Origin of the sequence: Streptomyces sp. NPDC006365 (assembly GCF_042870755.1) — a bacterium.
In the GTDB taxonomy this organism is placed as follows: domain Bacteria; phylum Actinomycetota; class Actinomycetes; order Streptomycetales; family Streptomycetaceae; genus Streptomyces; species Streptomyces xiangluensis.
In genome coordinates this window covers 101,180-124,987 of record NZ_JBIAHS010000004.1, presented here as the reverse complement: position 1 = coordinate 124,987, position 23,808 = coordinate 101,180, and the positions used below count along the sequence as shown (strand labels likewise).

Sequence of the window (23,808 nt, the reverse complement as noted above, 5' to 3'; positions counted from 1 at the left end):
AGAAGCCATCCGAGAGAAGGCAGACACATCATGAGCACCGTCCTGGCCGGTCACGGCCTCACCAAGAAGTACGGCTCCACCACGGCCCTCGCGGGCGTGGACGTGGAGGTCCGCGAGCGCGACTCACTGGCGATCATGGGCCCGTCCGGCTCCGGCAAGTCGACGCTCCTCCATGTCCTCGCCGGCGTCATCCGCCCGGAAGGCGGCCAGGTGCTGCTGGGCGGCGAGCGCATCGACAACCTCGGCGAGAACCGGCTCAGCGCCCTGCGCCGCAAGCGCTTCGGCTTCGTCTTCCAGTTCGGCCAGCTGCTGCCGGAGCTGCCCGCAGAGGAGAACGCCGCGCTGCCGCTGATGCTGGAGGGCGTACCCCGTAAGGCAGCCGTCGAGCGGGCCCGCCGCTGGTTCGCGTCGCTCGGCCTCGAGGGTCTGGAGCGCCGCCGCCCCGGGCAACTGTCCGGCGGCCAGGCACAGCGCGTCGCCATCGCCCGCGCGCTCGTCGTCGAACCGGACGTGGTGTTCGCCGACGAGCCGACCGGCGCACTGGACCAGAACACCAGCACCGAGGTCATCCAGCTGCTGACCTCCGTCACCCGCGCCCAGGGCGCCGCCCTCGTGATGGTCACGCACGACGCGGACGTCGCCGCCCACTGCCACCGGATCCTCCAGGTACGGGACGGCCGGATCAGCAACTACAGCCAGTACACGGTCGCTTGAGCCGACCCCTCCCGGATACCGCCCGTATCCGGTCGCCCGACCCCGCCATCCGTCGCGGACTGCGGGGGCCCTTGCCCCCGCAGTCCCGTCACGGTTGCCGCGTCAACTCGCACTCCAACACGGAGGTTGGGGTTCCCCTCGGTACGCCCGCGCAGCACGCGGTACGCCCCGCCTCGAGCCTGGCCGGCCGCGGGTGCAAACCTCCGGGTGCCCGGTCGGTGGTGTGTTCGGGGGCGTGACGAGGCGTCACATGCGCTCGCGCGGTGGGCACGGCAGTGGTCGCACCCCCTGCGCTCGCACGTTCAGGTGATCAACTGGGATCGCGCTGTCGGGCGTGCGCCAGGGCGCCTATCCAGGACGTATGGATGAACTCCGCACCGCAGCCAGTCCCCATCGTCCTTTCCCCCGGCGGCAGTTCACGGCCGTGGTCGGTGCCGCCGCGACCGTGACGGCGCTCGGTCCGGCCACAGCGGGCGAGGCCGTCGCGGCGCCCGCCCACCCTCAACACGCGCCATCCGAGCCTCGACAGGCGCCCTGCCCGCCGAGATCCACCGCCGACCGGGCCACCTGTCTCGCCGTCGCCCGCGCGCTGCTGGTGGTCGACGACGACAACCGGCCGCTGGTGCCGACGTACAAGAAGATCCTCGGCTCCGGTCTGCCCCGCCCGAAGACCAAGGGGGCCAAGAAGATTCTGGTGGTCGGTGCGGGCCCGGCCGGGCTTGTGGCGGCCTGGCTGCTCAAGCGGGCCGGGCACGAGGTCACGTTGCTGGAGGCCAACGGCAACCGTGTCGGCGGCCGGATCAAGACCTTCCGTGCTGGCGGGCACGAGCAGGCGGCGCAGCCGTTCGCCGATGCGCGGCAGTACGCCGAGGCCGGTGCCATGCGCATTCCCGGCAGCCATCCGCTGGTGATGAGCCTCATCGGCCAACTGGGCCTCGAAAAGCGGCGGTTCCACCTCGTGGACGTCGACGGCGAGGGCAAGGCCGTCAACCATGCCTGGCTGCACGTCAACGGCATCCGCGTACGCCGCTCCGAGTACGCCAAGGCGCCGCGAAAGGTCAACCGGTCCTTCGGGGTGCCGCGCAAGTACTGGGACACGCCGTCCGGCAAGATCCTGCGCGACGCCCTCGACCCCGTCCGCGACGAGTTCAGCACGGCCGGTCCTGACGGCAAGCGCGTCGACAAGCCCATGCCCGAGCGGGTGCGGGGCTGGGCGCGGGTGATCCAGCGGTACGGCGACTGGTCCATGTACCGGTTCCTGACCGAGCGGGCAGGTCTCGACGAGCGCACCATCGACCTGGTCGGCACCCTGGAGAACCTGACCTCACGGCTGCCGCTGTCCTTCGTCCACAGCTTCATCAGCCAGTCGCTGATCAGCCCGGACACCGAGTTCTGGGAGCTGGCCGGAGGTACGGCCACGCTCCCGGACGCGCTGCTGCGGGAAGTACGCGACCTGCTGCGTCTCGACCGGCGTGCGACGCACATCGAGTACTGGGATCCGGACCGGCACAACGACCCGTCACATGTCCGCGCCGGTGGCCCGCACGTATGGATCGACACGGTGTCCGAGGGGCGGGACGGCAGGGTCGTACGGGAGGAGTTCACCGGCGACCTCGCGATCGTCACCGTGCCGTTCTCCGGGCTGCGGCAGGTGCAGGTCAGGCCGCTGATGTCGTACGGCAAACGCCGTGCCGTCGCCGAGCTGCACTACGACAGCGCGACCAAGGTGCTGCTCGAATTCGCCCGCCGCTGGTGGGAGTTCGACGAAGGTGACTGGAAGCGGGAGCTCAACGCCGTACGCCCCGGGCTGTACGACGACTACCGCCAAGGCAAGGCGCCCGCCGACGGGAGTCTGCTGGGCGCGCACCCCTCCGTCCCGGACGGGCACATCAGCGACGCGCAGCGCGCCCACTACGCGGCCAACCGCTGGGCCGGCCGCGACCAGCCCGAGGCGGCGCACATCATCGGCGGCGGCTCCGTCTCCGACAACTCCAACCGCTTCATGATCAACCCCTCCCACCCGGTCCCCGGCAGCAAGGGCGGCGTCGTCCTCGCCTCCTACAGCTGGGCCGACGACGCCTCCCGCTGGGACTCCCTCGACGACGACGCCCGCTATCCGCATGCGCTGCGCGGGCTCCAGCAGGTGTACGGCCGGCGCGTCGAGGTCTTCTACACGGGGGCGGGCCGCACGCAGAGCTGGCTCCGCGATCCGTACGCGTACGGCGAGGCGTCCGTTCTCCTGCCCGGCCAGCACACCGAACTCCTCGCCGCCATCCGTGCTCCCGAAGGTCCCCTCCACTTCGCCGGCGACCACACGTCGGTGAAGCCGTCGTGGATCGAGGGGGCGCTGGAGTCGGGCGTACGGGCGGCGCTCGAGGTGCACATGACGTGACTACTGGCAGGACAGTGCACTCAGCGGCGGCGCATCAGGATCGCCGTGAACTGCTGGGACGTGCCCCAGGGGGTGACATGTTCTTCGCCTGCGGTGTCGACGAGTTCGTAGCCGGGGAACTCGTCGGCCAGCTCCGTGTGGGTGTAGCGGACGATCGGGAGGCCGCTGCAGGTGGTCGGGCCGTCAGGGCCGAAGGTCGCCACTACGAGCCGGCCACCCGGGTGCAGGGAGCGGTTCAGGGAGGTCAGGTAGTCGGCGCGTTCGTCGGGCTCGGTGAGGAAGTGGTAGACGGCGCGGTCGTGCCACAACGCGTACTCGCGGCCCATGCGCAGGTCCAGTACGTCCGCCACGGTGAGGGTGACGTCCGCGCCTGCCGGGCCGAGGCGGTCGCGGACCGTCTGGAGGGCTGTGGTGGACAGGTCCACGGCCGTCAGGTCGCGGTAGCCGCGTTCGAGCAGGTGGTCCACCAGGGTCGACCAGCCGGCGCCCACGTCGATGATCGGCTCGTCGAGGCCGAGTCCGGCCTTGTCGACCAGGCCCAGGGAGAGTCCCGGGACCGACTGCCACCAGGAGACTCCGTCGACGTCCTTGCTGTGGTGGACCCCTTCCCAGAACTCCGTCCGGGCCGCCGGGTCGTCGGGGCGCTGGATGCCGTGGTCGGTCATGGTTCGACCGTAGACCCGATGGGTGGGCCTCGGCACCACGGACGGGCGTCGTCATGGTTCGGTAAGGATCCAGCCACTGCCTGTCCTGCCCGGTCGTGGCTACGGTCGGAAGCATGGTCGAAGTGACAGGTGTGGATCGGGTGCCGAGTCCGTCGAATCCCCTCGGTGAAATCGACGCTCTGGTCGACGGCGGCGACATGGACTGCGGCAGCGGTCTGCTGCTGCTGATCACACGCGCGATGCGGCGGCTGCAGCCCGGTCAGCTGCTCGGGGTGCGCAGCGCGGAGGCGAGCGTCGACGTCGATCTGCCGGTCTGGGCCGAGCTGGTCGGACATGACGTCGTCACCCGGGTGGCCGAGTCGGACCAGGGGCCATGGTGGTTCGCCGTGAGCAAGTCCGGCGGGAGAGACAAGGGCGGGCGTACGGAGCGGCCGGGCACCGTTTTCAGCCAGGGTGCGCGGACGCCCGTAGGCCGGCGGCTGTGGATCTACACCAACTTCGACTGCAACCTCGCCTGCGGCTACTGCTGCGCCGAGTCCTCCCCGAAGGCCGCCGCCCGGCGCTTCGAACCGGCCCTCGCCACCGCGGTGTTCGACGAGTTCAGGGCCCAGGGCGGTCGCGAGGTGTTCCTCACCGGCGGCGAGCCCTTCATGCACCCGGAGTTGGGCGCGCTGGTCGACGCGGCGGATGGTCTGGAACGCACCGTACTGACCAACGGAATGATCTACGCGAAGGGCACCCGCCGGAAGACCCTCGAGAGCCTGGACCGAGACGTCGTCCTCCAGATCAGCCTCGACTCGGCCACCCCCGAACTGCACGACCGGCAGCGGGGCGCGGGCTCGTGGGCGCGGGCGTTCGACGGCATCGAACTGGCCCGCTCGCTCGGGTTCCGGGTGCGGGTGGCCGCGACGCTGTACGACGAGGACCCGAAGGGCGCCGAGGCGCTGCACCGGCGCCTCGACGACGCTCACATCGCCCCGCCGGACCGGATCATCCGGCCGGTGGCCCAGGAGGGCTTCGCCGACCAGGGCGTACATATGGCGCTGGAGAACCTGGAGCCGGAGCCCACGCTCACCGTGGACGGCGCCTGGTGGCATCCGGTGGCGGTCACCAACCCGCATCTGCGGATCGCCGACGCCCCGTTGCCGCTCACCGAGGTCTTCGGAGTCGTACGGGACACGATCGCGGTGCAGGACGCCGCCGACCGGTCGGGACGCGAGGTGTTCCGCTGTGCCTGACACGCCCCAGGCTGAGAGAACTCGTACGCCCGGACTCGCGCTCGTGCGCTGGTTCTTCGCCCCCGCGACCGACCCCGTCCCTCGTCAACAGGCCGTCGCCGCCGCCTTCCTGCGCATCCTGCTCGGGCTCATGTGGCTCTACAACGTGGCGTGGAAACGGCCCCCGGACTTCGGGGAGGACACGAACACAGGGCTCTACAAGTTCACCGCCTTCGCCGTGAGCGACCCGGTGCTCCCGCCGTACAGCTGGATCGTGGAGCACGCCGTACTGCCCAATATCGAGGTCTTCGGCTGGGGGGTGCTGATCTCCGAGACCGCGCTCGCCGTGCTGCTGCTGACGGGTGCCTGGGTGCGGCCGGCCGCGCTGCTCGGCGTGGCCCAGTCCCTGGCCATCGGCCTGTCGGTCGCCTATGGGCCGCACGAATGGCCATGGGCGTACTGGCTGATGACCGGCGGCCATGTGGTGATCCTGTTCTCCTCGGCGGGGCGGGCGTTCGCTGTCGACGCGGTGCGCTCCCGCACGGGTTCGGCCCGGAGCCTCGGCCTGGTGTGGGGCGCGGTCGCGGTGGTCGCCGGCGCCGTCACCGTGCTGGGCACGGCCGGCGACGATCCGCTCGACCCGCGCGGCTACGTCCTGGGTTCCGCCGATCCGTCGGTCAGCCTCGGCGCGTACAACCTCGTCGGCGGCATCGTGCTGCTGGTGGCCGGCGCACTGGTGCTCGTCGCCACTCTCGGCCGGGTCGCCTTCCTCGGCTGGGCGGCGGCACTCGTCGGGGTGGGCGCCGCGCTGTCCCTGTACGCCCAGATCGGCTTCAACGACCCCTCCCTGGGCGGCACCGCGACCTCGGCGGCCTTCCTGTTGTCCGTCGCCGTGGTCGCCGTGACAGTCGCCGCCGCGCAGGGACGGACGTCGCCGTCGCCGCGCGACTGAGCCCACCACCAAGCCCACCCAGACCGATCAGCAACGTCAGGAAGGCCAGAAGTGTCCATCCTTGTGCGACCGATGACCCGTCGTACGTTCCTCCTCGGCGCCGGAGCCACCGGAGCGACGGCCCTGCTGAGCGCCTGCGGCGGCGGCGCGAGCGGAAGCGGCAACGGCTCGCGTGCGCGACAACTCGGGATCTCCGCCATCCCCGATCAGGACCCCGAGTTGCTGAACCGGCTCTATCCTGCCGTGGCCGAGCGGTTCGCCGACGCGACCGGCCTGAAGGTCACCTACCGCCCCGTCACCGACTACACCGCCGTCGTACGGGCCTTCGAGATCGGCGACATCCACCTGGCCTGGATGGGCGGGCTGACCGGCGTACAGGCACGCGAGCGCGTTCCGGGCGCCGACGCCATCGCCCAACGCGACATCGACGCCGACTTCCACAGCCTGTTCATCGCCCACAAGGACTCGGGGCTGCGGCCGTTCGCCAAGGCCGACGGCCTGCGCGGCCTCGCGGGGCACACGCTCAGCTTCGGCAGCGAGACGTCCACATCCGGGCGGCTGATGCCCCAGTACTTCATGCGGCAGGCCGGGCTGAAGCCCAGCGAACTGCGGGGGAAACCGGGGTTCTCCGGCTCCCACGACGCCACCATCGAGGTCGTCGCCCAGGGCAGCTTCGAGGTCGGGGCCGTCAACGAGCAGGTGTGGAAGGCCACGGTCGAGGCGAAGGAGGCCGACCTGAGCAAGGTGGTCGTGCTGTGGCGCACCCCCGGCTACGCCGACTACCACTGGCTCGTGCGTCCCGATCTCGACGACACCTTCGGCGCCGGTACGCGAAAGAAGGTGCTGGACCTGCTCCTCGGGCTCGACCACCGGAACGCCGAGGATGCCGAGGTGCTGAAGCTCTTCGGCGCCAAGTCCTTCGTACCGGCCAGGAACTCGGCGTACGACCGGATCGAGGACGTGGCCCGTGACCTGAGGCTGCTGCGGTGAGCGGGAGGGCAGGTGTGCCCGTCGTCCAACTCCGCGGTGCGGGGCACCGGTTCGGCTCGCACGAGGCGCTGCGCGAGCTGGACCTGACGATCCATGCCGGCGAACGGGTCGCGGTGCTCGGTACGAGCGGCGCCGGCAAGAGCACGCTCCTGGCCCTGCTCAACGGCTCGCTGGAACCGACCACGGGCACGGTGGAGGTCTTCGGTGAGGAGCTCGCGCGCGTGACTGCCGCGCGGCGCCGGCTCCTTCAGCGGCGTATCGGTTCGGTGAGCCAGCACCTCGCTCTGATCGAGCAGGTCCGGGTACTGCACAACGTCAACGCGGGCAGGCTCGGCCAGTGGAGCATCGCCCGAGCGCTGGCCTCGCTGCTTTGGCCGCGCTCGCTCGACGTGGTCCGGGACGCGCTCGACCGGGTCGACCTGGGCTGGGCCCTCCACGAACGCACCGAACGCCTCTCCGGTGGTGAGCGGCAGCGGGTGGCGATCGCCCGGCTCCTGGTGCAGTCGCCGGAGCTGGTGGTGGCCGACGAGCCGGTATCCAGCCTCGACCCGGTACGGGCCGCGGGGATCCTCGACCTGCTCGGCACCACCTCGTCGACCAGTACCCCTCCTACCTCACCGCCCCTGCGGACGCTGGTCGTCAGCCTGCACCAGCCCGCGCTCGCCCGCGAACACTGCACACGCGTGGTGGGCCTGCGCGAGGGACGGATCGTCCTCGACCGCCCGGCCGCCGAGGTGCGGGACTCGGCCCTGCACGATCTCTACGAGCTCGTATGACGCTCCAGCTCGACGCCCCGTCAACGCCACCGAGCGCGTCGTCGTCCGCGCCGGTGCGAAAAGCCGTGAGCGGTCGGAGGGTACGGCTCCGAAGGCTTGTGACGCTGGTCGCCGTGGCCGCGCTGCTGGCCTGGGCGACGCTGCGCGCCGTCCCCTCCGGCGCCGAGCTGGTCAACCGAGGCGGTCTGGCCCTGCTCGACGACGTCGCGGCGAGTGCGCTGCACCCCTCCCTGGAGGCCGAGTTCCTCTCGGTGGTGCTGGAGGCGACGGCGACGACGCTGGCCCTGGCGCTGCTCGGGACGTTGGGGGCGCTGGTGCTGGGCCTGATCGGCGGCCTGGTGCTGAGTGATGTGGCATGGGGTGGCCGACTTCCCTGGACTGTACGTGCGGGGCGGCTCGTCCTGCGCGGCGTACTGGTCGCCGTCCGTTCCGTCCACGAGCTGGTGTGGGCGCTGTTCTTCGTCAGCGTGCTCGGGCTCGATCCGCTCGTCGCCGTCCTGGCGCTCGCCCTGCCCTTCGGCGCGCAGAGCGCCCAGGTCTTCGGCGAGACCTTCGACGCCGTGCCGGACGCCCCGCTGCGTTCGCTGCGCGCGGCCGGCGCCAAGCGGTGCTCCGCGTTGGTCTACGCCCTGCTGCCGGGCACCGCCCCGCTGCTCCTGTCGTACTCCTTCTACCGGTTCGAGTGCGCCCTCAGGTCCGCGGTCGTGCTCGGGGTCGCGGGCGTCGGCGGCCTGGGATTCGAGCTGACGGTGAGCCTTCAGTCGCGAAACTGGGACGAGGTCTGGACGCTCGTCGCGGCCCTGCTGACCCTCGCGGCGGCCGTCGAGCTGTGGAGCAGCCGTGTTCGGTCCGACGTCGCGGTGGTGACCTGCGCGGACTGGTCCGTGGGACGTGAGCGCTCGCGCGAGACGGGCGGGTCGGTTGTACACGAGCCGTCCCGAGAGGCGGGCCCGTCGGTCGGGCGCGAGCGCTCCCGCTCCCTTGGAGGTGAGCGCTCCCGCGAGGTCGGCCGGTCACCGCGCGGCCTGTCCCGTACGACGCGCTGGTCGCTGGCCATGGTGGTGCCGGCGATCGCGGTCGCCTGGTGGTGGTCCGGCCTCTCGCCGGCCGGGCTCGCCTCGGCCCGCACCCGGGAACTCGGCGGCCGGCTGCTGGCCGACCTGTGGCCGCCCGCACTCCCCGAGGGCGGCTGGCGGACGCTGACCGGCGCCGTCTTCGACACGGTGGCCATGGCCGTGCTCGCCATGGTCGTGGCGGTCGTGGTCACCCTGATGGTGGGCCCTTGGGCCACCCGCCCACGAACCGGCCGACGCGGCGCGGACGGCCGGATCTGGGCGCGCTGGGCGCGGCGGGCTCTCTGGTGGACGACCCGCCTCCTTCTCCTGATCCTGCGGTCGATCCCCCCGACGGTGTGGGCGATCGTCGCACTGCTGGCGCTCTTCCCGGGCGTACTGCCCGGCGCCCTCGCCCTCGGCCTCTACACCGGCGGCATCCTCGCCCGCCTGGTCGCCGAGGCCTGGGAAACCATGGACCTGGGCCCCCGTGACTCCCTGCTGGGCTCCGGCGTCCCCCGCGCGGTCGCGTCCGTAGCCACCATGGCCCCGCCGTCCGCGAACCACCTGATCACCTACACGCTCTACCGCTTCGAGATCTGCGTACGCGACACCGCCGTGGTCGGCGTCGTGGGCGCCGCAGGCCTGGGCGTCCTCCTCGGTGACCGCCTCGCGTCCTTCGACTTCCAGGTGGTGACGAGCGTCCTGCTGGCGTCACTCCTGGTCAGCGTCGGCGTCGAGCTGCTGGGCCGCCGACTGCGCCGAGGTCTCCGGACCTGAGCCCACCCCACCTCCACAATCTTCAAAAAACCTTCGCACTCGCGTATCCATCCGTATCCGTCACAATCCGGAACCGGTGGAGCCGCTTGTCTCATCTGTGCCCTCGCCGACACGGACCGTCGCCCCTAAACTGCGCCGTTCCGGCCCGAAACAGTGGCCTGTGCGCACGTTTGGCATATGCCCTGGCCCGCCGTATCGCAGGGAGAAACGCATGATCACCCTGACCATCCCAGCCATGATCACCTTTGGAGTGTTTCTGATCGCGATGGTGATGATCGGGGTGATGGCCCACGGGGAGACCAGCACCTTCGAAGACTTCTCCGTCGGCGGACGCCGGCTCACCGCCCCGGTGGCCGCCCTGTCCGCCGGCGCCAGCGACATGTCCGGCTGGCTGTTCCTGGGCCTCCCCGGAGCCGTGTACATGACCGGGATAGGGGCGACATGGATCGCGGTCGGCCTGATCATCGGTACGTATCTGAACTGGCGGCTCGTCGCGCCCCGGCTGCGCACCTACACCGAGCAGGCCGGTAACTCCGTAACCCTGTCCTCGTACCTGGAGGAACGTTTCGAGGACCGCAGTCACGTGCTCCGGTCGCTCTCGGCCGTCGTCACGGTCGTCTTCTTCACCGTCTACGTCGCCAGCGGCCTCGTCGCCGGCGGCCTCCTCTTCAACGAGATCTTCGGCTCCGACTTCGGGACCGGGCTCACCATCTTCGCCGTGGTGATCGTCGTCTACACCATCCTCGGCGGTTTCACGGCCCTGAGCATCACGCACTCCATCCAGGGCACGCTGATGTTCCTCGCGGCGATCGCCCTCCCTCTGATCGCCCTCTGGAAGGCCGGCGGCCCCGGCGCCCTGCACGACGCGATCACCGACGCGAGCCCGGCCCTGCTCGACCCGGCCGCCGAGGCATCGTTCGCGGACAACGTCTGGAAGACCGGCGGCCCGCTCGGCACCGTCGCGATGATCTCGCTTCTCGCCTGGGGCCTCGGCTACTTCGGCCAGCCCCACATCCTGAGCCGCTTCATGAGCATCCGCAGCGCCGGTGACATACCGCGGGCCCGCCGACTGGGCGTGAGCTGGGTGGTCGTCGTACTGGCGGGCGCCTCGTTCATCGGCCTGGCCGGGATCGCCGTGCTCCCCGACCCGCTCGACAACCCCGAGACGGTCTTCATCGAACTGGCCACCCGGCTGGTCAACCCCTGGATCGCCGGAATCCTGCTGGTCGCGGTACTGGCCGCGATCAAGTCCACGGTGGACAGCCAGCTGCTGGTCTCGGCCACGTCCCTCACCGAGGACTTCTACCGGGCGTTCCTCAACCGCCGGGTCTCCGACACCTCACTGCTGCTGATCGGACGGCTGAGCGTGGTGGCCGTGGCGGTCGTCGCGTACGTGATCGCGCTGAGCGGAGGCGCCGTGCTCGACATCGTCGCGTACGCCTGGGCCGGATTCGGCGCGGCCTTCGGCCCAGTGGTCCTCCTGTCCCTGTACTGGCCGGGAATGACGGCGGCCGGAGCGATGGCGGGCATGGTGACCGGCGCGCTGACCGTGTTCCTGTGGGACGACATCGACCCGCTCCTCGGCCCGCTGGAGACGGGCATCTACGAGATGGTGCCCGGCGTAATCGCCGCCACCGTCGCGGCCCTGGTCTTCGGCACGTACGTCGGCCGTCCCCCGGCCCGCACCTGGAAGGGCACGATGGAGCACGCGACGCCGACGCCGCGGGCGACGGAGCGGGAGACGGCGACGGCTTACGACACGACGGGCGGGTACGGCACGGCGGGGGGTCATGGCACGGCGGGTGGTTACGGTCTGGCGGGTGGCTATGGCACGGGGGCGTACGGGGCGCCGGGTTACGACGCTTCGCAGGGGGCGCCGCAGGGCCAGGAATGGTGGCGCTCGTAACGGTTTGCGCTGACTCGGGAACCGGTCCGGCGGGGGCGCAGTCCGTATCTATACGGGACCTTTCGGTTCTTGGCGCACGGGGGAGAAGCGCTGATGAAGCTCACATGGCCATTACTTGGTTGGGCCCTTTTTGCCCTGTTCTGCGCGGCATGGGTCGCGTTCCTCGTGCTGGGCGTGTTGGACGAGGTGGGGGTCATCGACATCTCCTGGATGCCGAAATCGGAGGAGTCGTCCGGCGACGTCGATCCTGGTGGGTACAACCAGGGGCCCAATCAGGTGCCCGTTCGCCCGGGCCCGCCCGCCGGGGGTGCGCGTGGTCGCTGAGGGCCACGCCCCTGACGTTGGGGCGTTTCCTGTCACGGCGGCCGAACGCGAGCGTCCCCGGGCTCAGGGCAGGTCGTCGCCCGTGAGTTGCTCGTGTCACGTGCGGCGCGGTGGGCGTCCGCCTCCGCCTGGCGGGCGGTCTTCGCGGACGCGCCGCCTTCGCCGCGGACGCCTCCGCGTCCTTGGCGGACTGGCGGACCTGCTCCGCGTACGTGCCGGCCTCCTTGGCGGACGCCGGACAGTAAGCCGTCGATGTGACAGGCACAGCCGAGGCCGGCGACCGATTCGGTGCGAAGGTGTCCGCCGTCAACACGTCGCCGAACGCGGTGAGCACTGCCGCCGGTCTGCGCCTGGCGGTCGGCATACCGGTCGCCGCCGGAACCCGGCTCTACATCGGCATGCCCAACGGCCCGCCACCCACGGCGCCGTGCACGCCCTGCCCTGGGCGAGCCCGATCGGGACGACCGGAGCGGTGACGACGTACCAGCCCGGCCAGAACGGTCTGTCCGCCGCAGGACAGGCTTTCGGTACGGCCATCCGATAGCTGCGCCTGCCTCTGCCGCCGCCTCCCCGGTCACGTCCACGGACGTGACCGGGGAGGTTCGGCCTCCGCCGGACTGAAGGCGCCAGTATGGCATTGTCAATGCCATACTGAGGTCATGGCTGACGATGACGACTTCCCTCCCGGTGACGGCCCCAGCAGCGGGATCTCCGTCACCCTGACTGCCGGGACCCTCCATGCGATCCGTGAACGTGTCGGCAAGCGCGGAGTGTCCGCATACCTGGAGCGGGCGGCTCAGCGGCAGATCGAGCGCGACAACCTCGATGAGTTGATCGCGGACTTCGACAAGGTGCACGGGCCGGCCGACCCTGCTGCTGTGGCGGCCAAGCGGGCCCGGCTCACGGGCAATGCGGATGGCGCGGGGGCGGCTGCGTGAGCGGTGCGCTCGTGCTCGACAGCGAAGGTCTCGCCAAGGCGGTGCAGCGGGACCGGGAGGTCCATGAGTGGCTTACAGCGGCGCGTGAGGCTGACTTTCCCGTGGTCACCTCTGCCGCGGTGCTGGTCGAGGTCATCCATCCCAAGATCAATGATGCCGCCCTGAAGTGGACGCTGTCCCGGCTCCACGTGGAGCCGGTCTCGCAGGCCGTGGCCCAGTCGGCGGCCACCCTGCTGCGGGGAGCCGGGCTGCACGGCCACAAGTACGCCATCGACGCCATACTCGGTGCGACGGCCGTGCAGTATTCCGGCCGGGTGACGATCCTGACGTCCGATGTGGAGGACATCGGGATACTTCTCGCCGATCATCCGCGGGTGGCGGTTGAGAAGGTCTGAGCGCGGTCACCGGGGAGCGGCGGCACGCACCGGCGCGGCGTCGGTGACGTGCCGGGTGGAATGGACGAGCAATCAGTGAATGACGTCATGCGGACGCCGGAGACGGCCTGCCGGGTGTGCGGGCTGGATGACGGCGAGGTGCTGTGGAACGAGTTCGGTGAGCCGCAGTACGTTCGGACGTTCTCCGGGCTTGCTTCCTACGGCACTTCACCTGTTCCTGGTCGGAGGCGCGGAAAGCGTTACAGACGCTGTGTGGCGGGCGCGTAAGCCTGCGCGGTAAACGGCGTTGCCCCACTCCTGTGCTGGTCACTAGGGTCGGTCAGGTGACTGCCGGGTCGGCCATGGGCCATGCACGAGTGAGGGTCCCGGCCTCGGCGTGAGCTTGCGGCGGGCGAGAGGCCCGCCCCCTTCTCCGCGTCTTCGCTCCCGGCGCCCTCCGCGGTGCCCCGTCCCAGCGGATCCCAAGACCCGGAGACACACACCGATGTCCTACGACCAGGAGTCCCCGCACGAATCCGAGCTGCCGGCGGCCACCGTCCAGCTCAACCACACCGTCGTCTACGCCGGCGACCGGCAGCTGTCGGCCGAATTCATCGCCGCGATCCTGGGCCTGAAGGTCGGCGCCCCGTTCGGGCCGTTCCTGCCCGTCGACCTCGGCAATGGCGTGACGCTCGACTACTACGAGAAGCGCGACGAGCCGATCCAGGCGCAGCACTACGCCTTCCTCGTGCCCGACGCGCAGTTCGACGCCATGATCGCCCGTCTGGAGGCGGTCGGCGTCACCTATTACGCCGACCCCAGCCACACCGAACCCGGCCGGATCAACCGTCTGTTCGGCGGTCGCGGCGCGTACTTCGACGACCCGGACGGCCACAACATGGAGATCATGACCCGGCCCTACGCGCGCCCGTAGCAGGAATGGACAAGCCGGCAGGGAGCCGTATCGGCTCCCTGCCGGCTTGTTGTGCAAGGGCACACGGAGGGCTTTCGTTTCGTGTACTGATCACGGTCGTCTCTGAGTTGTAGCGAAACGGAGTCGTTCAACAGCAACATCCACAGGCCAGTGAGAGTTATTCGTGTCAGATTCTTGACGTCCGTTTTACAGATGGCACATACTCCCGGGCATCGGTGACCTCCGCTCAAGAGCCGTACAGGATGGTGGTGGCAATGACGCCAGGAGACGTCCGTTCCAGAAGCCGCAGTGAACTCACGGTCTTGGGGCTGTGCTTTGCGGTGATCATGTTCGACGGGTATGACCTGATCGTTTACGGGGCCACGGTGCCGGCCCTGATGCAGTACGAGCCCTGGGGGCTGACCGCGCCCGAGGCCGGGGTGATCGGCAGTTACGCCCTCGTCGGGATGCTGGTCGGCGCACTGGTCGCCGGTGTGGCGACCGACGCCGTCGGCAGGCGGAAGGTGCTGCTGATCAGCGTGAGCTGGTTCTCGCTGGCCATGGCGGCCTGTGCGATGGCGCCGAGTGCCGAGCTCTTCGGGCTGTTCCGGCTGCTCGGCGGGCTCGGTCTCGGCGGTGTGATGCCCACCGCGATCGCTCTGACCGCCGAGTACTCGGCGGCCCACCGGCGGAGCCTGAACAACGCGCTGATGTTCGCCGGCTACCCGGTCGGCGGCATACTCGCCGCCGCGCTGGCGCTGGCCCTCATGCCGGCGTTCGGCTTCCGGATCATGTACTGGATCGGCGCCGCCCCGCTTGTGATCGTCGTCCCGCTGCTGTGGCGCCACCTGCCGGAATCCCTGAGCTACCTCGTCGCCAAGGGCCGTACGGACGAGGCCGCGCGACTGGCCGAAAGGCTGGGCACACCCCTGCCCGCCGCGGTGTCCCCCGCGTCCGGGCAGCGCGCGAAGAGCCCGGTCGCCGCCCTGTTCAGCAGGCGCCACTTCGGGCCCGCCATGCTCTTCGCCATCACCAGCTTCTTCGGTCTGCTGCTGGTGTACGGGCTCAACACCTGGCTGCCGCAGATCATGAAGTCGGCGGGCTATCCGCTGTCGAGCTCGCTGCTGTTCCTGGTGATGATGAACGTCGGCGCGGCGGTCGGGTCCATCCTGGTGGCGCCGGTCGGCGACAGACTGGGCATGAAGCCGGTGACCGCGGTCACGTTCGTCGCGGCGGCCCTGTCCATCTACCTGCTGAGCTCGCCGACGGCCTCCTGGGTGATGTACGGGCTGGTGGCGGTAGCCGGGTTCGGCACCATCGGCACGCAGATCATGGTCAACGCGTACGTCGCCATGCACTTCCCGCCCGAGGTCCGCGCGACCGCGCTGGGCTGGACTCTGGGCATCGGACGGCTCGGCGCGGTCGTAGGGCCGACCTTCGGCGGAATCCTGCTCGCCTCCGATCTGGCCACGGAGTGGAACTTCTACGCCTTCGCCATCCCGGCCGCCGCCGGGGCACTCATGGTCCTCCTGCTCCCCAAGGGACGGCGGGCCGCCGCCCCCATGCCGGACGCGGTGCCCGTACGAGCCTGAAGCACACTCCACGCAAACCGCCCCGGCTGCATCCGTGCAGCCGGGGCGGTTTCCTTTACGGTTGCGTGTCACTCACGCCTTGAGCAGCGCGGCCGTCAGCTCGTCGGGCCGGGTGAACTGGGCCTCGTGGGTGCCGGCGTACTCGATGACGGGAGTGTCGGTGCCGAGGCGCTGCGGGAAGCGAGGCGTCCAGCCGTACTCGCCCGGCGGGAGGGCCAGGTCTTCGGTACCGACGACATAGGAGGCGGGGACGCCGAGCGCGGTCGGGTCGATGGGGGTGACCGTCTCGGTGAAGTAGCGCAGGGGCTGCGGCACCAGCAGTTCGTGGACCAGGCGCTGGGTGCTCTCGTCGCCGTCCTGCATGAAGGCCGCCGTGAAGACCTCGTACGGAAAGACGATGCCGTCGTTGCCGGAGGCGGCGGCGACCTGCCGGAACATATCGGCGTAGTGCGGCGGGACCTCGTCCAGCAGACATCGCCCCTCCGCCGGGACGAACGCGCTCCAGTAGATGAGTTTGCGCAGCCGGGGGGCCAGTCGTGGTGCCGCGGCGGTGAGTGGGTAGCCGCCCCAGCTGTGTCCGACCAGGGTGACGTCGCGCAGATCGTGCCGTTCGACGAGGTCGACGATGAAGTCGCCGACGTCGGCCAGGCTGTGCGCCCGGGGGTCGGCGCCGTCGGTGAGACCGGGCAGGTCCGGGGCCAGTACGCGGTGACCGGCGGCACGCAGCCGTTCGGCGACCAGGCGCCAGGTCCAGCCGCTGTGGCCGGCGCCGGAGATGAGGACGAAGGTGTCTGCCATGGCGTCTCCTTTGACGCGAAGGGTGCCGCCACGGTGACGGCCGTCGTATGGGTGAAATATCCTTCGCCTGTGAGACGATCGTCAAGAGGTTGACACATATAGGGGCAGGGCCCGCTCGGGTCCCAGGAGGTGCTTGTGAAACCGCGGTCGCTGGTCTTCGACCTGTTCGGCGACTATCTGCGCTACCGGGGCGGCGAGGCCCGGCTGCGTGTTCTGGTCGCGCTGATGGACTGCTTCGACGTCCCCGAGAGCACGGTCAGGGTGGTCGCCGCCCGGATGCGCAAGGAGGGCTGGCTCGATGCTCGCAGGGAGGGCAGGGAGACCGCCTATGTCCTCACCGACGCCTCGTGGCGGCTCCTCGACGAGGGCCGGGAGCGGATCTTCGCCCGGGCGCCCGGACCGTGGGACGGCCAGTGGCACATGGTCATCTATTCGGTGCCCGAGGCCGACCGGGCGCTGCGCGAGCAACTGCGCAAGAAGCTGTCCTGGCTGGGCTTCGGCATGCTGTCGGCATCGGTGTGGATCAGTCCGCACGACCGGATCGCGGAGGTGAGGGAGAGCTTCGCGAACGAGTCCGCGGTGCGGATCGACGCGCTGCACGCCCGTTCCGAGTCCGCCGCGGCCGACCGGGACATGGCGGCCCGGTCCTGGGATCTGACGGGCCTGAACAAGGAGTGCGGCGAGCTGCTCGACCGCTACCGGCCCCGCCTCGCCGACTACCGCGCCGGGGTGCCGCGCGGCCGGGACGCGCTGGTCGAGCGTATGCGCCTGATCCACGACTACCGCCTGCTGCCGTTCCGGGACCCGGACCTGCCTCCCGAGCTGCTCCCCGAGGACTGGGCCGGCCGCCGCCTCCATGAGGTGTTCCTGGAGGCCCATGGACTGCTGCGGGCGGAGGCGGAGGGGTACGTCGACGAGGTGATCGGCGCGGCGGGCGGCTGAACGGGTGCGCGCCGCGAGTAAGTGTGTCGGCGAAGTTATGTGTTTCGGAATCTAGACGACCGTTGTTCAAATGTCGTACGTTGGGCTCAGGCATCCCGAAGGAGTGAGTCCGCCCGTGACGATCAACGACGAACGCGCCGCGCTGGAGAGGCTCTACGCCGACTTCGAGGCCGCGCATCCGACACCCGCGTGCCGTAACACCCTGGTGAGGGGCTGACCATGCGTATCGCAGTCGTCGGCGGCGGACCGGGCGGGCTGTTCTTCGCCGCCCTCATCCGACAGGCCGACCCGTCCGCCGAGGTGACGGTCTTTGAACGCAACCGGGCCGACGACGCGTTCGGCTTCGGTGTGGTGTTCTCCGACCGGACGCTCGCCGGAATCCACGAGGCGGACCCCGTGCTCCGTGAGGCGCTGGACGCGCACGGCCGGCACTGGGAGGACATCGAAGTACGGCTGAAGGGCGAGCGGATCCGCTGCGGCGGCAACGGCATGGCCGCGATCGTCCGCCGTACCCTGCTCGGACTGCTCCAGGAGCGGGCCCGTGATCTGGGCGCGGAACTGCGGTTCGAGACGGAGGGGTCGCTGTCCGACCTGGAGGGTTACGACCTCGTGGTCGCCGCCGACGGCACGGCGTCGCGGATCCGTACGGCGATCGAGGAGCGTTTTGAGCCGTCCGTCGAGACGGCGACGGCCAAGTTCATCTGGTTCGGCACGGACTACATGTTCGACGGGCTCACCTTCGTCCACGAACGCGGTCCCCACGGCGTGTTCGCGGTGCACGGCTACCCGATCAGCGAGGACGTGAGCACGTTCATCGTGGAGACCGACGAGACGACGTGGCGGGCGGCGGGGCTGGGCGCGTTCGACGTGACGCAGCCGCCCGGCCCGAGCGACCTGGCGACGAAGGCGTACCTGGAGGAGCTGTTCGCCGAGCAGATCGACGGACGCCGGCTCCTGGTCAACAACTCCCGCTGGGGCAACTTCCGCACCCGGCGCACCCGCCACTGGTACGTCACCGGGCCTCGCCCGGTCGTCCTGCTCGGCGACGCCGCGCACACCGCGCACTTCTCCGTGGGCTCCGGCACGAAGATGGCCATGGAGGACGCGATCGCGCTCTCGGCCGCCCTCGCCAAGCACGGCGACGACCTCCCGGCCGCGCTCGCCGTGTACGAGGCCGCCGCCCGCCCTTCGGTGGAGGCCATCCAGAACGCCGCCCGGCCCAGCCTGGGCTGGTGGGAACACTTCGGCGAGTACCACGAGGCCTTCGAGCCCTGGCAGTTCGCGTACCACTTCCTGTCCCGCAGCATCACGGACGGCCGCCTGGCGCGACGGGCGCCGGACTTCGTACGCGCAAGTCACGACCGGTGGCAGGTGCGGCACGGCGGTTCCGATCCCCTGGACACCCCGTTCGACCTCGGTACGTGGCAGCTGCCCAGCCGGGTCATGCTGGTGGAGCCCGACGGCACCGCTGCGGTGGGCGGCACCGGGGATCCGCTGCCGCTGCGTGTGTCGGCGCCGGACGCGCCGGGGCTCTGGGGGGCCCGGATCACGGCTCCGGACGACGAATCAGGCCTGGCCGCCGCGTACGCGCGACTGGCTTCCCTGGCGGAGGCGGGTCCCGTCCTCGCCGCCGTGAACGGAGGCACGGCCCACACCCGCGCCCTGCTCACGGAGCGTGCCCGCCTGCACCACGGGCTGCCCGCACTGCTCGTGGACGACACGCTGGACCGCGACCGCGCGGTCACGGCCGTGCTGTCCGGGCGGACGGATTTGGTCGGCGCTGCTGCCGACGCCGTGGCGGCCTGGGAAGTGACCCGGTGAAGGGGGCAGAGGGAGGTGGGCCGGTGAACGGGGCAGCGAGAGGTGTGCCGGAGGCGACGGCCGCCACGGCGGCTGGGATGGCGACGGCGAAGGCCGTTGCCAGGCCGTCCGTGACGGTGGCGCCTTCCGCCCGCCCCGGCCCGGTCGCGAGTCCGGGCCAGAGCCGGATCCCGGGCGAGGCGGTCCCCGAGTCGTCCGACGGACTCGGCGGACTCGGCCCGCTCTTCGCCCCCCGCGGCATCGCCGTCATCGGTGCCTCCCGGGACCCGGCGAAGCTGGGGGCCGCGCTGGCCCGTTCCGTTGCCGGATTTCCCGGGTACGTGGCGCTCGTCAACGCGCGTGATCCGGAGCCTGCCTCCGGGATCTACGGGTCGGTGGAGGAGGCCGCCGAGCACGGGCCCGTGGATCTCGCCCTGGTCTGCCTGCCGGCCAGGGTGTGCGCGGACGCCGTTGCCGAGGCTGCCAAGGCCGGGGCGCGGGCCGCCGTGGTCTACGGGGGCGGGTTCGCCGAGGCCGGAGCGGACGGGGAGCGGTATCAGCGTGAGCTGGCCGACGTGGTCGAGCGCACCGGGATCCGGCTGCTCGGGCCGAACACCTCCGGGTTCCTCGCGCCCGGCGGGGGACTCACCGCCAGCTTCGTGCCCGGTGCCGCCGACGTGCCGTCCGGCCGGGTCGCCGTCGTCGCGGCCAGCGGGGGCGTCAACCACGCGCTGGCGTTCCTGCTGAGCGAGGCAGGGTACGGCGTGAGCCTCGCCGTGGGGCTCGGCAACGGCGTCGACGTCACGGCCGCAGATGTGCTGGAGCACCTGGCCGGCGACCCGCAGACCGGCGCCGTCGCCCTGCACATCGAGTCCGTTGCCGACGGGCGCCGGCTGACGGGCGCGGTCGCCCGGCTCGCCGCCATCCGTCCGGTGGTCGCGCTCGTCGTCGGCCGCCACGATGTCGGCGCCTTCGCCGCTTCCCACACCGGCGCCCTCGCCACCTCCTGGCGCACCACCCGCGCGGCCCTCGCCCAGGCCGGTGCCGTGCTCGTGGACGACGAACGCGAACTGGTCGACGCGGTGGGCGCGTTGTCGCTCGTACGACTTCCCGCGGCCGCCGACTCGGGGGTGGGCGTGGTGACGGCTCAGGCCGGCCCTGGCCTGCTGCTCCTGGACGACCTGCGCGGGCGCCGCGCCGCCGTGCCCGAACTGACCGCGGACACCCGGCGCGCGTTGGCCGAGGTGCTGCCGCCGCTGACGTACCAGGCGAACCCGGTCGACACCGGCCGGCCCGGCCCCGGTTTCGGCGCCGTACTGGACACGGTGGCCGCCGACCCGGCCGTGGACCTCATCGCCGGGTACGCACTCCACGAACCGGCCGCCTTCGACCTGGTCGAGGCCGTGGACACGGCCGGGTACAGCGTGCCGCTGCTGCTCGGAGTCGGCGGCGCGGGTGACGCCGTACGACGGGTACGCCGCGCCCTGCTGGAGCGGGGCGTACCGGTGGCGGGCGACCCGCACGGGCTCGCCGCCATGACCGCCGCGCTGCTGGCGGACGCCCGCGCCCGGCACCGTGCGACGGCCTGGTCGACCAGGGCGGGGGCGCCTCGGGTGGCGATGGCCGTGGAGCCAGGCCCGGGCCCCTGGGACGAGGACCAGGCCAAGACGATCCTGGACCGGCTGGACGTACCGACCATGCCTCGCCGGGCCTTCGCCGACCGCGCCGCCGCCCACCGGGCGCTGGCCGAACTGCCCGGCCCGGTGGCGGTCAAGCTGCTGGACGCGGCCGTACTCCACAAGACCGAGATCGGCGGAGTCCGGCTCGGCGTACGCACCCCGGCCGAGCTGGACGCGGCCCTCGACGCGATCGAGGAGGCGGCCAGGCGGGTCACCGTGGCGAGCGGCGGGGGTGCCGAGGGTCGCAGTGGCGCCGGAGGCGACGGAGCGCCAGTCCGCCTGGCTGCCGTGATCGAGGAGGCGGCCACGCGCGTTGCCGTCGCGGGCGGCGGGGCGGCCGATGGCCGCAGCGCCGCCGTGCCCGTAGGCCCGTCGGACGGCCTCGCCGCCGTGGGGGAGGGCGGGATGCCCATGCCTGCTGGCACGCCGGCCCGCCCCGCCCTCGCGGCGGAGGGCGCCGTGGCTGCCGAAGACGACCACGGACCCACAGCCGTCGATGGCGATCAGGCCCCACAGGGGCCACCGGCACCCCGCAACGAAAGCAGTACGGGTGGTGCGGGCGGGAAACACACCGAGGCTGAAGGCGAAGCCGAAGCCGAGGTGACACCCACCCAAGCTCCGCAGGTACTGGTGGAGTCGATGGCCCCGGCCGGCGTGGACCTCGTGGTCGGCGCCCGGAGGGACCCCGTGTTCGGCCCGGTCGTCCTGGTCGGCCTCGGCGGCACCACCGCCGAGGCCCTGGCGGACGTGAGCATCCGGCTCGCCCCGCTCACCCCGACGGAAGCCGCGACCATGCCGGCCGACCTGGCCGGATGCGCCCTACTCGACGGCTGGCGCGGCGGCCCCGTGCTGGACCGAGCCGCCCTCGGCGAGGTGACGGCGGCCCTCGGCGACCTGCTTGCCGCCCACCCCGCACTGGCCGAGATCGAGATCAACCCACTACGGATCACCGCTCACGGCCTCGTGGCGCTGGATGCTGTGTGTATCGCTGCTGGAGCTGCCGAAATGGCACAAGAAGAAGGTGGTGACTGATGGCCGCACCCATCAGTGAGGGCACCGTCCCCTGGCCGAAGCCCGACGCCGACCGCTACACGGCGGCCGGATACTGGGCCGGCCGCCCGCTGGGCGACCTGCTGCGCGAGAGCTCCGACCGTACGCCCGACGCGACCGCGCTCGTCGACGGCGGGCTCCGCCTGACGTACGCCGAACTCGCCGACCGCGCGGACGCGTTGGCGATACGGCTGCTCGACCGCGGACTGGCCCCCGGCGACCGGATCGTGGTCCAGCTGGCCAACGGCTGGGAGTTCACCGTCCTGACCTGGGCCTGTCTGCGCGCCGGGATCGTGCCGGTGATGGCGCTGCCCGCGCACCGCCGCCTCGAACTGACCTACCTGGCCGCGCACTCCGAGGCCGCCGCCATCGCCGTACCCGACCGGCTGCGCGACTTCGACCACCAGGCGCTCGCCCACGAGCTCGGCAAGGAGGTCCCGGGCCCCTGGCACGTACTGGTCGCCGGAGAGGACATCGGCCGGGAGGAAGCCGGCCCCGGCAGCCTGGACCTGCGCGCCCTGTGCGCGCCCGGCACGGACCCCGCCGCCGACCGGGCCCGGCTGGACGCCGCCGCCCCCGGCAACCGCGACGTCGCGGTGTTCCTGCTCTCCGGCGGCACCACCGGCCTGCCCAAACTGATCGCCCGCACCCACGACGACTACGCCTACAACGCCCGCGCCAGCGCCGAGGTCAGCGGCGTCGACGCCGACACGGTCTACCTGGTGAGCCTGCCAGCCGGGCACAACTTCCCGCTGGCCTGCCCCGGAATCCTGGGCACCCTGCTGGCCGGCGGCCGGGTGGTGATGGTCCCGAGCCCGGAACCGGTCCGGGTCTTCGCCACCGTCGCCGCGGAGCGGGTCACCCACACCGCGGTTGTGCCCGCGGTCGCCGGACGCTGGCTGGAACACGCCGAGCGGCACGGGGCCCAGCAGATGGACAGCCTGCGCGTGCTCCAGGTCGGAGGATCCCGGCTCGCCGACGAACTGGCCCGCCGCATCCGCCCCGTACTCGGTACGACACTCCAGCAGGTGTTCGGCATGGCCGAGGGCCTGCTCAACTACACCCGCCTCGACGACCCCGAGGACGTCATCTGCACCACCCAGGGCCGCCCCGTGTGCCCCGACGACGAGGTACGGCTGGTCGACGAACTCGATCAGGACGTACCCGACGGAGAGCCTGGCTCCCTGCTCACCCGCGGCCCCTACACCCCGCGCGGCTACTACCGCGCCCCCGAGCACAACAAGCGGGCGTTCACGGAGGACGGCTGGTACCGCAGCGGCGACATCTGCCGCCGTACACCCGAGGGCAATCTCGTCGTCGAAGGCCGCGACAAGGACATGATCAACCGGGGCGGCGAGAAGGTCTCCGCGGAGGAAGTCGAGAACCTCGTCTACGAGTTGACCGACGGCGTCAGCCAGGTGGCGGCCGTGGCCATGCCCGACCCCGTCCTCGGCGAGCGCGTCTGCCTCTACGTCGTACCCGGACCCGGTCGCTCCGCCCCGACCCTGGACGCGATCCGCGCCGCTATGGAGGGAACCGGGGTCGCCCGCTTCAAACTGCCCGAACGCCTTGTGTGCGTAGAGGAGTTGGCCGCCACCAAGGTCGGCAAGATCGACAAGAAGGCACTGCGCGCGGACATCGCGGCCCGCCTCGCGGCCCCTGAAGGCCGTACGCCATGACCAGTCCGTACGCCACGACCAGTACCACTCGCCACGAACTCGCCCTCACCCTGCCCTGGATGCCCGAGCGCACGGCCCAGCCGCAGGGCGCGACCGACCGCCTCACCGACCTCGATCCGCGCGCCCCCAGAGCCCTCCCCGGCTGGACCCGCGCGCCCACGACGGCCGCGGCCCCGGCTGTGACCTCGGCCGTCGTCGGGGCCCCGGCCGCGGAGCTGCCTGCCTGGACCACCGGCCGGGCGGCCCGAGCCGAGCGGCGGTGACCCTGCCACGCC

The 23,808-nt window shown here is 71.3% G+C and carries 20 protein-coding genes; 18 read left to right on the top strand and 2 right to left on the bottom strand.

Features of this window, described 5'->3' with window-relative positions; genetic code table 11:
* Positions 1 to 30: 30 nt before the first annotated feature.
* Entirely contained in the window at positions 31 to 714 is a 684-nt protein-coding gene (locus tag ACFYO0_RS13675; RefSeq protein ID WP_388674499.1) for an ABC transporter ATP-binding protein, read from the top strand.
* Between the two features lie 361 nt (positions 715 to 1,075).
* Positions 1,076 to 3,106, top strand: a complete 2,031-nt coding sequence (locus ACFYO0_RS13670) for an FAD-dependent oxidoreductase (RefSeq protein WP_388674497.1) — start codon at positions 1,076 to 1,078, stop codon at positions 3,104 to 3,106.
* Positions 3,107 to 3,126: 20 nt separating this feature from the next.
* On the opposite strand, the gene ACFYO0_RS13665 is transcribed toward ACFYO0_RS13670, so the two are convergent.
* Entirely contained in the window at positions 3,127 to 3,771 is a 645-nt protein-coding gene (locus ACFYO0_RS13665; protein ID WP_388674495.1) for a class I SAM-dependent methyltransferase, read from the bottom strand.
* 113 nt (positions 3,772 to 3,884) lie between these two features.
* Here ACFYO0_RS13665 and ACFYO0_RS13660 point away from each other — a divergent pair, with 113 nt between their 5' ends.
* From ACFYO0_RS13660 to ACFYO0_RS13610, 11 genes are all read left to right on the top strand, one after another.
* On the top strand, positions 3,885 to 5,009 hold the full coding sequence (locus tag ACFYO0_RS13660) for a radical SAM protein (RefSeq protein WP_388674493.1): 1,125 nt from the start codon (positions 3,885 to 3,887) through the stop codon (positions 5,007 to 5,009).
* Positions 5,002 to 5,940 (top strand): DoxX family protein, encoded by a 939-nt coding sequence (locus ACFYO0_RS13655; RefSeq protein ID WP_388674491.1) that lies wholly within the window; start codon positions 5,002 to 5,004, stop codon positions 5,938 to 5,940. Before ACFYO0_RS13660 ends, ACFYO0_RS13655 begins: the two co-directional genes overlap by 8 nt.
* A 72-nt stretch (positions 5,941 to 6,012) precedes the next feature.
* Positions 6,013 to 6,930: a putative selenate ABC transporter substrate-binding protein gene (locus ACFYO0_RS13650; protein ID WP_388674489.1), complete on the top strand. Its 918-nt coding sequence runs from the start codon at positions 6,013 to 6,015 to the stop codon at positions 6,928 to 6,930.
* Positions 6,927 to 7,706 carry a phosphonate ABC transporter ATP-binding protein gene (locus tag ACFYO0_RS13645; protein ID WP_388674487.1) on the top strand — a complete coding sequence of 260 codons (780 nt, stop codon included), beginning with the start codon at positions 6,927 to 6,929 and terminating at the stop codon, positions 7,704 to 7,706. The genes ACFYO0_RS13650 and ACFYO0_RS13645 overlap by 4 nt, the downstream gene beginning before the upstream one ends.
* Before the next feature lie 113 nt (positions 7,707 to 7,819).
* The gene (locus ACFYO0_RS13640; protein WP_388674485.1) at positions 7,820 to 9,538 is read left to right on the top strand and encodes a PhnE/PtxC family ABC transporter permease; all 1,719 of its coding nucleotides are present in this window, start codon (positions 7,820 to 7,822) and stop codon (positions 9,536 to 9,538) included.
* A 211-nt stretch (positions 9,539 to 9,749) separates the two neighbouring features.
* The gene (gene putP / locus ACFYO0_RS13635) at positions 9,750 to 11,444 is read left to right on the top strand and encodes a sodium/proline symporter PutP (RefSeq protein ID WP_388674483.1); all 1,695 of its coding nucleotides are present in this window, start codon (positions 9,750 to 9,752) and stop codon (positions 11,442 to 11,444) included.
* Positions 11,445 to 11,537: 93 nt separating this feature from the next.
* Positions 11,538 to 11,768 (top strand): hypothetical protein, encoded by a 231-nt coding sequence (locus ACFYO0_RS13630; RefSeq protein WP_388674481.1) that lies wholly within the window; start codon positions 11,538 to 11,540, stop codon positions 11,766 to 11,768.
* 659 nt (positions 11,769 to 12,427) lie between these two features.
* Complete coding sequence (locus ACFYO0_RS13625; RefSeq protein WP_388674479.1) at positions 12,428 to 12,706, top strand: hypothetical protein; 279 nt, start codon at positions 12,428 to 12,430, stop codon at positions 12,704 to 12,706.
* On the top strand, positions 12,703 to 13,101 hold the full coding sequence (locus ACFYO0_RS13620) for a type II toxin-antitoxin system VapC family toxin (protein ID WP_388674477.1): 399 nt from the start codon (positions 12,703 to 12,705) through the stop codon (positions 13,099 to 13,101). Before ACFYO0_RS13625 ends, ACFYO0_RS13620 begins: the two co-directional genes overlap by 4 nt.
* Before the next feature lie 484 nt (positions 13,102 to 13,585).
* Positions 13,586 to 14,014, top strand: coding sequence for a VOC family protein (locus tag ACFYO0_RS13615; RefSeq protein WP_388674475.1), 429 nt, complete (start codon positions 13,586 to 13,588; stop codon positions 14,012 to 14,014).
* Positions 14,015 to 14,268: 254 nt separating this feature from the next.
* Positions 14,269 to 15,585 carry an MFS transporter gene (locus ACFYO0_RS13610; protein WP_388674473.1) on the top strand — a complete coding sequence of 439 codons (1,317 nt, stop codon included), beginning with the start codon at positions 14,269 to 14,271 and terminating at the stop codon, positions 15,583 to 15,585.
* 72 nt (positions 15,586 to 15,657) lie between these two features.
* On the opposite strand, the gene ACFYO0_RS13605 is transcribed toward ACFYO0_RS13610, so the two are convergent.
* Complete coding sequence (locus tag ACFYO0_RS13605; RefSeq protein ID WP_388674471.1) at positions 15,658 to 16,383, bottom strand: alpha/beta fold hydrolase; 726 nt, start codon at positions 16,381 to 16,383, stop codon at positions 15,658 to 15,660.
* 135 nt (positions 16,384 to 16,518) lie between these two features.
* On the opposite strand from ACFYO0_RS13605, the gene ACFYO0_RS13600 reads away from it, so the two are divergent.
* The 5 genes from ACFYO0_RS13600 to ACFYO0_RS13580 all read left to right on the top strand — a co-directional run bounded on the left by ACFYO0_RS13600 (position 16,519) and on the right by ACFYO0_RS13580 (position 23,796).
* Positions 16,519 to 17,325, top strand: coding sequence for a PaaX family transcriptional regulator C-terminal domain-containing protein (locus ACFYO0_RS13600; protein WP_388674469.1), 807 nt, complete (start codon positions 16,519 to 16,521; stop codon positions 17,323 to 17,325).
* A gap of 219 nt (positions 17,326 to 17,544) precedes the next feature.
* Entirely contained in the window at positions 17,545 to 19,146 is a 1,602-nt protein-coding gene (locus ACFYO0_RS13595) for an FAD-dependent monooxygenase (protein ID WP_388674467.1), read from the top strand.
* 23 nt (positions 19,147 to 19,169) lie between these two features.
* Positions 19,170 to 21,836 carry an acetate--CoA ligase family protein gene (locus ACFYO0_RS13590; RefSeq protein ID WP_388674465.1) on the top strand — a complete coding sequence of 889 codons (2,667 nt, stop codon included), beginning with the start codon at positions 19,170 to 19,172 and terminating at the stop codon, positions 21,834 to 21,836.
* Positions 21,836 to 23,533 (top strand): (2,3-dihydroxybenzoyl)adenylate synthase, encoded by a 1,698-nt coding sequence (locus tag ACFYO0_RS13585; RefSeq protein ID WP_388674463.1) that lies wholly within the window; start codon positions 21,836 to 21,838, stop codon positions 23,531 to 23,533. Before ACFYO0_RS13590 ends, ACFYO0_RS13585 begins: the two co-directional genes overlap by 1 nt.
* Positions 23,530 to 23,796 (top strand): hypothetical protein, encoded by a 267-nt coding sequence (locus ACFYO0_RS13580; RefSeq protein WP_388674461.1) that lies wholly within the window; start codon positions 23,530 to 23,532, stop codon positions 23,794 to 23,796. The genes ACFYO0_RS13585 and ACFYO0_RS13580 overlap by 4 nt, the downstream gene beginning before the upstream one ends.
* The last annotated feature ends 12 nt before the right edge of the window (positions 23,797 to 23,808 follow it).